Genomic DNA, 12502 nt, shown 5'->3' on the forward strand with positions numbered 1-12502 from the left:
TCTATATTTAAATAGGTTATGTTATATTTTCTTTTTTAAAATGACGGATTAGAGTTCAGATGCCATTGCTGCAGCACCCAGGATGGCAGCCTTGGCACCATCCAGTCCGCTCATCAGGAACTTAGCCTTACCTTTATATAATGAGAGCACATGCTCGTTATATGCTTCTTCAATAGGACGGAAGAGCAGATCGCCAGCCTGTGCCAATCCTCCGAAGAAGATAAAAGCCTCCGGGCTAAGAAAGGTAGCTATCTCTGCACAGGCCTTGCCGATTCTTGTACCGGTCTGTCTGAACACTTCCTGTGCCAGTGTATCTCCTGCCATGGCTGCCTTATAAACTGCATAAGATGTAATTTCTTCCCTTGGAATATTTCTCAGCTCAGTTGCCCCGGTTGATGCTTCGAGCATGGCCAAGGTAGTACGGACCACGCCTGTAGCCGAACAGTAGGTCTCCAGACAGCCCTTTCTGCCACAGCCGCATGGTCTTCCGTCAGGATCCACCACCATGTGTCCCAACTCACCGGCGAAACCGTCGCAACCATAAATCAGCTGCCCGTTAGCCACGATACCCGATCCTACGCCTGTTCCGAGAGTGAGTTCTACGAAGTTTTTCATGCCAACCGCAGCACCATATTTCATTTCTCCCATAGCAGCCGCATTTGCATCATTGGTAATAGCAACCGGAATGCCCAGTTTCTCTGCAAACATGTCAGCCAGCGGTACAATACCCTTAGCCCATACCAGGTTTGCTGCATTTTCAATGGTTCCCTTGTAATAGTTACCACAAGGAGCACCGATGCCCATGGCACGAATTTTCTCCATACCACCTACCTGTTCTACTATCTGCATCACAGCTTTTACCGACTCCTCTACGTATTGTTCCACACGTTGGAATGTCTGGGTCTTGATTGAGGTTGTAGCTATTATTTCTCCGTCCCCATCAACGATGCCGAAAACGGAATTGGTTCCACCCAAATCCAAGCCAATCACTAAAGACTTTACATCGTATTCCATACTTCTTTTAATTAATAGGTTAAAATCGAAAAATAACGAGGAGCGTTACAAACTTCCATTTATTAAATTATTTATTAACGCTCAGTTCGTTACTAAAATATTTTATTTTGCAAAGTTACTAGTTTTATAAAACACTGCAATGAAAATAGCGTTAATATTTCTAAAACAGAAACATTTTTTATACTTTGAGCCTTCTTATGGCCGAAATACCTGCACTTCGCTCGCTTCTGATGCCGATTAAGTGTGACCCCCTTTTGTGCACTTACGTATCCAACCCCTCTATATATAATAAGGTATAGGAGGAAACAGGATGTTCGAAAACGACGAAAAGTATACTATTTTTTACCGTTTAAGTTTTATTAACAGCAAAAATATTGCACATATCCGAAAAAGCTTTATCTTTGCAACTAAAAAATATTAGTTATGAAAGCTGACTTAATAAAATATCTTAGAAAGATAAACAAAAAGCCCTCAGTTCAGGGCAAGCTCCTGGAGCAGTTTATCTCTCACGGAGCCTCCACCATCCCAGAGATGTCGAAGGCTATCGGAGTTAGCTTACCGACAACAACAAGTGCCCTCAACGAGTTGATAAAAGAAGGACTCGCCAGAGAGATTGGAAAGAAAGACAATTCTTCGGGACGCATCCCGATGGTTTACGACCTCATTCCAACAGCAGGCTACTTCATCGGCGTCAATCCTGAGATGAACTGCCTGGCACTTGCAGCAAGCGACTTCGCAGGCAATCTGATTACCGAAAAAACAAGAGTGCCTTACGTATATGAGAACTCTCCTGAAAATCTGGAAGAGATAAGCAGAATCATCAATGAGTTTATCGAAAGCCTTCCTGTTTCAAGAGAAGAAATACTTCAAGTTTGCGTGAACGTGGCTGAGCGCGTGAATCCTGTACAGGGAAATGCCTACAACATGTTCACCTTCCTGAAAGAATCATTGGCCGACAAGCTGACCCAGCTCATACAGCTACCTGTATGTATCGAGAACGATACCCGGAGCATGGCTTTCGCTGAGTTGATTAAGGGACAGTGCAAAGGCCTGAAAGACGCCATCTTCGTGAACGTATGCTGGGGCATCGGAATCGGAATCATCATCGACGGCAAACTCTATTACGGCAAGTCGGGATATTCTGGCGAATTCGGTCACATGACTGCCTACAACAACAACATCATCTGCCACTGCGGCAAGATTGGTTGCATAGAAACAGAAGTTTCGGGCAGAGCACTCAAAAGGAAACTCATCGAGAAGATAAAGGAAGGAAAGACTTCCATCCTCTCTGAAAGAGTTCTGAAAAAGAATGAAGACCTATCACTCCAGGATATTCTGGACGCCATAGCAAAGGAAGATGTACTGAGCCTTGCCACACTGCAGCTCATAGCAGATGAACTTGGCAAACAGCTGGCAGGAGTCATCAACATCTTCAACCCAGAAATGCTGGTCATCGGAGGTGAAATGTCGGTTACAGGCGACTACCTCACGCTACCGGTAAAGATGGGTATCAAGAAATTCTCTCTCAACATCATGAATGAGGATTCTAAAATCGTTACCTCAAGTCTGAAAGGTCTTGCAGGAATCACGGGAGCCTGTCTGATGGCAAGATACCGGCTTCTGAATGAGAACATCGACAAATAAGGAATTTAAACAACCAACCTAAAATCCGCAACTATCATCCAATACACGATTAAGGGTAGATTTATGAGTCGTTAGTAGCAGCTTTCAGTAAAAAGCAACAGCACAACATCAATATGTAGCCACCATCCCCTTACCCCACGATGCGACTTGAGGTAATACGCAGATTCAAACCGGAAAGAAAGGATTCTTATCCGAATTCTGTTTTGAAGGGTTTTGCATAAGCTCGGTTCTCTGTGTAGATATTCAGCACGTATTGCCTTGCAGTCATGATCCACTTGGCAGGTACGGAGATGAATCTGAAGACAAAAGCCTTTATGCGACTCGTTTTCTTGAGCCCAAAAGCCTTGGTGTCAAGCCTGCTCATGATGGTCTTGTAGAAATTGTGTATCAATGCAGTAAGCAGAAGAAAGACAGTATTCTCCGCCATGAATGACTTGGGGAGCCTGCTCCAACCGAATCCGTTGTTCATGTCGTCAAAGATACGTTCCTTGCCGCCACGCAGATTGTAGAATTCAACAATGTCCCTTGTCGATGACTTGTAATCGTTGGTCAGAATACAACGGTAAGTGTATTCGCCTTCCCACAGGTCAAGGTCGCCACTGTTGCGTCTTTGTCTCTGGATGACAAGACGATAGCACTTGCCTTCCCATTTCTCAACGAGAATGGAATTGAGTTCGAACTGGATGCCGTTAATCTCCTCCGTCTTCCATCCTCTCAGAGCAAAGATGTCATTGTAGAGCGAACTGCATCGGTTGGCACGGATGTAGAAATGTTTGCAATGCTTCTCTATCTCACTGACGATTTCCTTCGAGCAGGAACCGCAGTCTGCCCTGAAGCGATTTACACGGATGTTCTGGGATTCCAGAAGAGCGAAGAATCTCTTATGGGTGTCTGCCTGATGAAAACGCACATTCGTGTTACCATCGCTGTTCTCGATATAGACTATCTTGTCACCGATAACATATACGCCAGGCCTGTAGCCGAGGAACTTTTTGTAGGTCGGTTTTGCATCATACTTCTCCGTTTCAAGGAACTGATGGTCAAAGTCAACATCGTATTCCTCAATTTCCTTCAACTCGCCTGTAGAAACCAAAGCGTTTATAAGCAATGTGTTGAGTTTGTCTGCAGTATTGAAATCATAGGTCTTGCCTTGGTCGGAAGTATAGGAGATGTTTTCCTGTGTCAGTTCCTTGATGGCTCTGAGGATGGTATCAGAGCTGCATGTACGAAGGGTAGGATGATACGAGAGATGGCGCATCAGTTGTGACGTTACATCTTCCACGCATGAGCCGCCACAGAAATAAACGCTCATCAGCGAACGGACTATCTCGCTGAACTGATATCCGAAGATACTGCTGCATCTCTGACCCAGTGTTGAGTCGATAACGGGTGAAAGCATGGAGTCAAATTTCTCCATGATTGAAAAAATTCCTCCAAAAGGTGTGAGTTTCTCAGATTTAATTTGTATTTTTGCCATGTCATATTAGAGTTTTGCTTGTTTTCTTTTTGCAACACTAAGATAAGTGAAAATTCTGACATGGCAAAATCCTGGGCAACTTTTTGTTGCTCAGGAACTTATAAATAAAGTTAAATTATAGTGTTGCGGAATTAAGGACCAATACAAAACCTATTTTAAGTATGAAGAAGTCTCTTCTTGTTGCACTATGCCTGGGGCTGGCAGCCATAACAGCTGCCGCCCAGCGCAACTACAGCCAGGTAGACCCCATCCAACCTGTGCCAACCGCCAAGCAGGTGGCATGGCAGAAACTGGAAACCTATGCTTTTATCCATTTCGGCCTCAACACCTTCAATGATAAGGAATGGGGATACGGAAATTCGGATGTAAAGACCTTCAATCCTAAGAAACTGGATTGCGAACAATGGGCAAGAACCCTGGTTGCTGCGGGCATGAAAGGAGTCATCATTACTGCCAAACATCACGACGGCTTCTGTCTCTGGCCTACACGCACCACAGATTACTGCATCCGCAACACACCTTATAAGAATGGTGAAGGTGATGTGGTAGGAGAACTCTCCCAAGCATGCAAGAAATACGGTTTGAAATTCGGAGTTTACCTCTCGCCTTGGGACAGACACCAGGCAAGCTACGGTTCTCCCAACTACCTGAAGCTCTACCAGCGCCAGCTCAAGGAACTTCTGAGCAACTACGGCGAACTTTTCGAAGTATGGTTTGACGGAGCCAACGGAGGAGACGGCTGGTACGGAGGCGCCGAAGAAAGCAGAACCATCGACAGAAGGAACTACTACAATTTTCCTAGAATTTTCGAAATTGTTGACAGTTTACAACCCAATGCCACTATTTTCGGTGATGGCGGACCGGGATGCCGATGGGTAGGAAATGAAAATGGATTTGCAGGCGAGACCTGCTGGTCTACAATACCATCCAACACCGTCTATCCTGGCTTCAAAGACTACAAACAGTTGCAGTTTGGATGGGAAGACGGCGACCAGTGGACACCAGCTGAGTGCGATGTATCTATCCGTCCGGGATGGTTCTACCATGAGAAAGAAGACAGTAAGGTAAAAACCGTTGAAGACCTGTGCAATCTCTATTACAAGAGTGTAGGACACAACGCTACCATGTTACTCAACTTCCCGGTAGACAAGGATGGACTCATCCACCCTATCGACTCTGCAAATGCAGTAAACTTCCACAAGAAAATCCGACAAGAATTATCTGTCAATCTACTGAAAGGCATCACACCTAAAGTAGACAGCCAGCAAGGCAAGCACATTGGCAAGAATATCACAGACGGCCAATATGATACCTTCTGGGCTTCTAAAAAGAAAAAAGATGCCTATATCGAGTTTCAACTCGGAAAACCGAAATCTATCACACGCCTCATGCTCCAGGAATACATACCTCTGGGGCAGCGCGTAAAAGCCTTCTCAATCTATTACCGACAAGGCAAAAACTGGGTAAGGCTCGACCCTAAGGAAGAGACTACCACTATCGGCTACAAGCGAATACTTCGCTTCGATAAGATTAGTACAAGTGGCATCCGCATCGTAATCGACGATGCAAAGGGATGCCCTTGTATAAACTCTGTTTCAGCATTCTAATAACTAGAAAGAAGTACGAAAAATTTTATAACTAACAATAAATAATAGCCCTATGAACAAAAGAGCAAATTTGTATTTTGCAGCGCTTTTAGGTGCGATGTCACCTCTTTGCACTGTTTCTGCATTGGCTGCTCAAAGCAATTCTACCATTGCTACAGCTACCCAGCAGCAAAACTCATGTACAGGTACTGTTAAAGACGCTACCGGAGAACCTATCATCGGCGCAACCATCAGAATCGAAGGTAAGACCGGTGGAACCGTAACTGACCTGGATGGTAACTTCACCCTCAGCAACATCGAAAAGGGTGCCAAACTTATCATCACTTATGTGGGTTACAAATCACAGACCCTCACATGGAGCGGTAGTCCGCTCAACATCACTTTGCAGGATGATGCCAACATGCTTGAAGAGACCGTAGTCATCGGTTACGGTACAGTAAAGAAGGCTGACTTGGCAGGTTCTGTGGCAGTTTTGGACAGCAAGAATTTCAAGGACCAGCCTGTTGCACGTGTTGAGGATGCCCTCAACGGACGTATGTCTGGTGTGCAGGTAATGTCAAGCGGTGTTCCTGGTGGAGCCATGAAGATTCGTGTACGTGGTACCAGTTCCGTAAACAAGAGCAACGACCCTCTCTACGTAGTAGATGGTATCGTTCGCGAGACAGGTCTTGAGGGTATCAGCCCTGAAGATATCCAGAGCATCCAGGTATTGAAGGACGCTTCTTCTACAGCCATCTATGGTGCCCGCGGTGCCAATGGTGTAGTTATGGTACAGACCAAGAGCGGTAAGGCTGGTGCTACACAGGTAACATTCGATGCAAGTTTCGGTATCTCTAACGCTTACCACATTCCTGAGGTAATGGGAACCAAAGAATATGCACAGGCTTTGATTGATTACAAGGGTGTATCTCAGGGTGCTATGCAGGATTATCTTGACGGCACCAAGCCAGGTATCGACTGGATGGACGAACTGCTCCGTACAGGTATCACTCAGAACTATAAGGTAGCAGTTTCTCAGGGTAATGATAAAACTCAGACTTACTTCTCTGCCAACTATATGGACCAGAAGGGTGTTATCACAGATACCAGCTCTAAGCGATACGCTATCAAGGCTAACATGCACAACAAGATATTCGACTGGTTGGAAATGACCACCGATATCAACCTCGCTCAGACCGACAACTCAGGTGCTGATTTTCTTCAGAACCAATCTAACCCTATTTGGGTAGGTTTGAACTACTCTCCTACCATGGAGATGATGGATGCAAATGGCAATTATATTAAAGATACCAACAACAATATCCAGAACAACCCTTATGGTATTCTCCATGGTGGTGAATACGACCGTAAGCGCACGATGGTAACTGGTCACGTTGACTTGAAGTTCAACCTTCTCAAGGGCCTGACATTCACCACAACCAATGGTATCGACTATAATGATTACAAGTGGTACAATTTCACATCAAGCAAGGTGAATACCTCTGGTAACTCAATGGGCAACAACGATGCAACAGTTACCGCTTTGCAGTCAACCAACAACTTGACCTATAACAACAAGTGGGGTGAGCACTCTTTGACCGCAACAGGTGTATGGGAAGTTACCTCTAATGAGGTTCGCCGTATGGGTATGACTGGTACAGGTATTATCCACGAACAGGTGGGCTACTGGAACGTAGCAGATGCTACATCTAAGACTCCTACCAACGGCTATAGCAAGTGGACCATGCTCTCTGGTGTAGCTCGCGTAATGTACAACTATGCCGACCGCTACATGTTGACAGGTACTCTCCGTGCCGATGGTTCCAGCCGTTTCACCAACAAGAAGTGGGGTTACTTCCCATCTATCGCAGGTGCTTGGACTGTTTCTAATGAAAAGTTCTGGGAGCCTATTAAGAATGCTGTAGAATACATGAAGATCCGTGCCAGCTATGGTGTCATCGGTAATCAGGACATCAATCCTTATTCTACCCTTGGATTGTTGAAAACTACAGATTTCTCATATGGTACAAACCTATCTTACACAGGTTACTGGGCAAATGGTCTTGCTACACCAGACTTGACATGGGAGAAAGTACACCAGTTCGACCTCGGTGTTGACTTCGGTTTCTTCGGCAACCGTTTGAACGTTAGCTTCGACTACTTCAACAAGACTACCAAGGATGCTCTCTTAGAGACATCATCTCCAGGTTACATAGGCGGTACCACATATTGGGTAAACGCAGGTGAAGTAAACAACAAGGGTATTGAGGCAACCATCAATGGTCAGATTATTCAGACTAAGGATTGGACATGGTCAACAACTCTGAATGTCAGCTACCTGAAGAACAAGGTAACCAAGATGACAGCTTCAGATCCTATTATTTACGGTCAGACTCCTTCTCCTGGTACTGTTGACCCATGTACTATCATCAAGGAAGGTGAGGCTATCGGTACATTCTACGGCTTCAAGTGGGCTGGTGTAGAAAAGAATGACAAGGGAGAATATGTTGATATGTATTACACTGCAGACGGCAACAAGACAGCAGATCCAGACGCTTCTAAGGATCGCTTCATATTAGGTCATTCAAATCCAGACGTTACATTAGGCTGGAACAACACCATAACCTATAAGAACTGGGACTTCAACGTATTCTGCAATGCAGCCTTCGGTGCTAAGCGATTGAATATGGTACGTTTTGCAATGAACTCAATGGTTGGTGCTTCTATGTTCGTAACTGATAAGGATTACTTCAGTAATATAGGTATCACCATGCCAACTCCAGGTGCTGAAAACAAGACCTATGGTAACTCAGACAAGTGGCTCGAGAATGCAGACTACTTCCGCTGCGAGAATATCAGTGTTGCTTACACATTCCCACGTAGCGTAACCAAGTTGGCAGACATTCGTCTCTCACTCTCAGCTCAGAACCTCTTCACCATCACAGGCTATAAGGGTATTGACCCAGCAGGTGCTTCATTCGGCGAAAAGAATATAGACCGTGATAATGGTTTGGATATGGGTGCTTATCCTAATCCTCGTACCATCACAATGGGTGTTCGTGTAACCTTCTAATTTCAACAATCTAAAAACTGTAATAATTATGAAAACTAAGAAATTATTATACATTGGTTGTCTCATGGCAGCATCCTTGGTTACTTTCTCGTCTTGTGGCGATTTCTTGGATGAGGATCCTAAGGGACAGTTAACCCCAGAGAAGTTCTTCCTTACAGAAGATGACCTTACTGCAAGTGTTAACGCTTTGTACGAAAGAATCAACCAGACACAGAGCTGGACCAACCCTATGTACCCACAGTGGCAGGGTGATGATATCACAGCCAACCCTGGTTCAAACAAGCAGGCTTGTGCGGCTCTTGATGCTTTTGCATCTGAGGGTGCCAACAAGGGTGTAACAGATGCATGGAATCTGCATTATTCTGTGATCAAGGCTGCTAACCTGATTGTAAATGGAGCAGGAAATGTGAATGGCTCACAGGAAAAGAAGAACGTAGCCTTTGGTAATGCACACTATTGGCGTGCATATTCTTACTTCTATCTGGTACGTGTATTCGGTAAAATACCTATCATCACAAATACAGACATTAACCAGTTGGATGCTCAGCCTGCAGAAATTGCAGAAGTTTACGAAATGATCGTTAAGGACTTGAAGGATGCCATCAACGAACTTCCTACCAAGTACGATTATGAGCCAGCTCGCTTGTTTGATGTAGATGTTTGGGTTACCAAGCAGGCTGCACAGTCAACATTGGCTGCAGTTTATATGTCTATGGCAGGCTACCCTCTCAATAAGGGCACAGAATACTACAAGCTCGCTGCAGAGCAGGCAAAAGATGTCATTGACAACAACCATACTTATGGCTTCATCTTGAACCCAGACTGGAAGGATGTTTACTCTATGGGTAACAACTACAACAAGGAGACCTTACTCGGTATCAACAATGATGCCAAGGGTTGGTGGGATCATGACTCACAGCTTTCTTCTTGCTGCCGTTTCGAAAGCCTCGGTGATGGTGGCTGGGGTGACGCCTGGGGTGAGATTGCTTTCTGGAAGAGATATCCAGAAGGACCTCGTAAGAATGCCATCTACGCAAAAAGAATTACATTCCAGGATGGTACTGTAATCACTGCAGATTGTAATTGGTGGGATATTCCTACTGAAGATCTTTGGGTTCCTATTACAATGAAGACTGATGCTAAAGAACTCGAGAAGCAGATTAAGGGTCTGGATGAAAAAATCGAAAAAGAGAAGGATAGTGAAAAGAAGACCGTCAGAAAAGTTAACGGAAAATACGAAAAGCTCTTGTTTGAGAAGGGTAAGAAGTGTGTCAAAGAATATCACCCAATGTTCACTATCTTCACTGTAAACTGTGATGAGAAAGGTGGTATGCTCAGACAACCATACGATTGTATGAAACCTAACTATAGTGGTATGGTTAATGACCGCCGTCATAACCTCATCCGCTATTCTGAGGTGCTCCTCTGGTATGCTGAGAGTGCTGCCCGTGCAGGCCTCTCTGACTTGACAGAAGCTAAGAAATGCTTGAAGCTGGTTCGCAGCCGTGCCGTAACAGATGTTGAAAATGTGACACTTGGCGACGGAACTACCGTAAAGATCGACAACATGAGCGCTGCCCAGCTTGCTGAGGCTTGCTACATCGAACACGGATGGGAAGTTGCAGGTAACTGGGTATCTATGGTTACCCGCCGTTCAGATGAGCTCCGTATGGACGAGCTCAAGAAGAACTTCGAGTATCGCGTTACCAATGCTCCTGTAGTTATCTCTAAGAAGGGTGACAAGGAATATACCGCTCAGGAAAGCGTTACAGTTACTGGTCCTTGGTCAGAGGATAGAATTTACTGTCCATATCCAACAACCGATGGTGAGAAGAACCCAAACTTGAAGAAATAAACTTTTTAAGTAATCAATTCATAAGCTAGTCACATGACTTGTCTACTTTTCAGGTAGTATGACTCATGTTAAAACATCAAGAGGGAATGCCAAGTGAGTTGGCATCCCTCTTTTTGTTGTTTTGATAAATATTTTAAACATTATGGCTAATAATTATCTATCTTTCAACCGATCTTTGCTGGCGATGGCTGCCCTTCAAGCCTTGCCGCTATCTCTCTTCGCCCAGAATACAGGCGAAAAACCAAACATCCTGTATATCATGTGCGATGACCACGCCATACAGGCTATCAGCGCCTACGGCAGTGCCATCTCCCAACTGGCGCCTACCCCAAATATCGACCGACTTGCAGAAAGGGGAATGAAATTCAACGAGGCTTTCGTTGAAAACTCGCTTTCTACACCAAGCCGTGCCTGCCTGATGACCGGCCTCTACAGTCATCAGAACGGACAGCGCATGCTGGCAGAGGGCATCGATTCCACCAAAACCTTCTTCTCTGAAATGCTGCAGAAGGCAGGCTATGAGACGGCAGTAGTGGGAAAATGGCACATGTCATGCCGCCCTAAAGGTTTCGATTTCTATCACATCCTCAACGACCAGGGACAATATTACAACCCAACCTTCGCATCAACAGACCATTACGGAGAATACAAGCAGGAAATGGGATATGCCACCGACCTCATCACAGACCATGCCATCGAATACCTCGACCAAAGAGACAGAAACAAGCCATTCTGTCTGCTGGTTCATCATAAGGCACCCCACCGTCTGTGGATGCCTAGCACCAAGTATGTTGGGAAATACGGCAAAATAAACTTCCCGCTACCTGAAACCTTCTGGGACGACTATGCGACCCGAGGCTCGGCTGCATCCACCCAGAAGATGACTATCGGTGAATATATGGAAATGGTACGCGACCTGAAAGTGCCCGAAATGTACGACCCTTCCACACCGGAAGGCAGAGACTCGTATGCCGGACTCATGGGGGAGATGAACCGCATGACACCGCAGCAGCGCGAGGCTATTGATGCCTATTACATGCCGAGAAACAGAGAATTCCTGAGCAAGAACCTCACGGGTAAGGAACTGGTAGAATGGAAATACCAGAACTATATCCGCGACTATATGGCAGTGATTGCTTCGGTGGATGAGAGTGTAGGCCGACTTCTGACTTATCTCGATGAGCATCATCTCACGGATAATACCATCATCGTATACACCTCCGACCAGGGATTCTACATGGGCGAACACGGCTGGTTTGACAAGCGTTTCATGTATGAGGAATCATTCCATACACCGCTCATCATCAGCTATCCTAAGCATATCCAGCCTAAGAGCGAGTGCAACCAGATGGTACAGAACATCGACTTTGCTCCTACCTTCCTCGACCTGGCGGGCTTGAAGAAGCCTGCCTATATGCCGGGCACTTCGCTCCAACCATTGTTTGCCGGACAGCCTGTAAGAAAATGGCGTAAGAGTCTGTATTACCATTATTATGACTACCCTAATTATCATCTGGTACGCAAGCACGATGGTGTGAGAACCGAGCGCTACAAACTGATTCATTTCTACGGCAAGGGTGGCGAAAGAGCCGTTCCAGAAAACAAGTATCAGTGCCAACCGGGAACTTCAGAAAACTGGTGTTTCGAATATCTCAAATCCATCAACTACATCACCAATGATGCCGATATTGACTACTACGAGTTGTATGATATCCAGGTTGATCCGAACGAGCTGCACAACCTCTACGGCAAGCCTGGCATGCAGAAGGTAGAAAAGGAAATGAAGAAACTCCTCGCTACCTATCGCAGAAATCTGAAGGTAGATGAGTAAAGGAACCGAACAAAATAATATT

At 45.3% G+C, this 12502-nt stretch carries 6 protein-coding genes and 1 pseudogene; 5 read left to right on the forward strand and 2 right to left on the reverse strand.

What is annotated here, in order from left to right; all coding sequences use genetic code 11:
• Positions 1-48 precede the first annotated feature (48 nt).
• Positions 49-1014: an ROK family protein gene (locus FO447_RS09235; RefSeq protein WP_200756113.1), complete on the reverse strand. Its 966-nt coding sequence runs from the start codon at positions 1012-1014 to the stop codon at positions 49-51.
• 423 nt (positions 1015-1437) lie between these two features.
• Between FO447_RS09235 and FO447_RS09240 the strand changes: the two genes are divergently transcribed.
• The gene (locus tag FO447_RS09240) at positions 1438-2658 is read left to right on the forward strand and encodes an ROK family protein (RefSeq protein WP_200756114.1); all 1221 of its coding nucleotides are present in this window, start codon (positions 1438-1440) and stop codon (positions 2656-2658) included.
• A 187-nt stretch (positions 2659-2845) separates the two neighbouring features.
• On the opposite strand, the gene FO447_RS09245 is transcribed toward FO447_RS09240, so the two are convergent.
• A complete protein-coding gene (locus tag FO447_RS09245; RefSeq protein WP_005814044.1) occupies positions 2846-4135 on the reverse strand; it encodes an IS1380-like element IS612 family transposase in 1290 nt (429 codons plus the stop codon).
• Positions 4136-4296: 161 nt separating this feature from the next.
• On the opposite strand from FO447_RS09245, the pseudogene FO447_RS09250 reads away from it, so the two are divergent.
• The 4 genes and pseudogenes from FO447_RS09250 to FO447_RS09265 form a co-directional block, all read left to right on the forward strand.
• A pseudogene (locus FO447_RS09250) lies at positions 4297-5739 on the forward strand (alpha-L-fucosidase); the annotation flags it as partial.
• 55 nt (positions 5740-5794) lie between these two features.
• Positions 5795-8794 carry a SusC/RagA family TonB-linked outer membrane protein gene (locus FO447_RS09255; protein WP_200756116.1) on the forward strand — a complete coding sequence of 1000 codons (3000 nt, stop codon included), beginning with the start codon at positions 5795-5797 and terminating at the stop codon, positions 8792-8794.
• A 28-nt stretch (positions 8795-8822) separates the two neighbouring features.
• Positions 8823-10649 (forward strand): RagB/SusD family nutrient uptake outer membrane protein, encoded by a 1827-nt coding sequence (locus tag FO447_RS09260; RefSeq protein WP_117693583.1) that lies wholly within the window; start codon positions 8823-8825, stop codon positions 10647-10649.
• Between the two features lie 184 nt (positions 10650-10833).
• Positions 10834-12480: a sulfatase family protein gene (locus tag FO447_RS09265; RefSeq protein ID WP_200758534.1), complete on the forward strand. Its 1647-nt coding sequence runs from the start codon at positions 10834-10836 to the stop codon at positions 12478-12480.
• Positions 12481-12502 lie beyond the last annotated feature (22 nt).

The sequence above is a fragment of the Segatella copri genome, from assembly GCF_015074785.1.
Lineage (GTDB): Bacteria > Bacteroidota > Bacteroidia > Bacteroidales > Bacteroidaceae > Prevotella.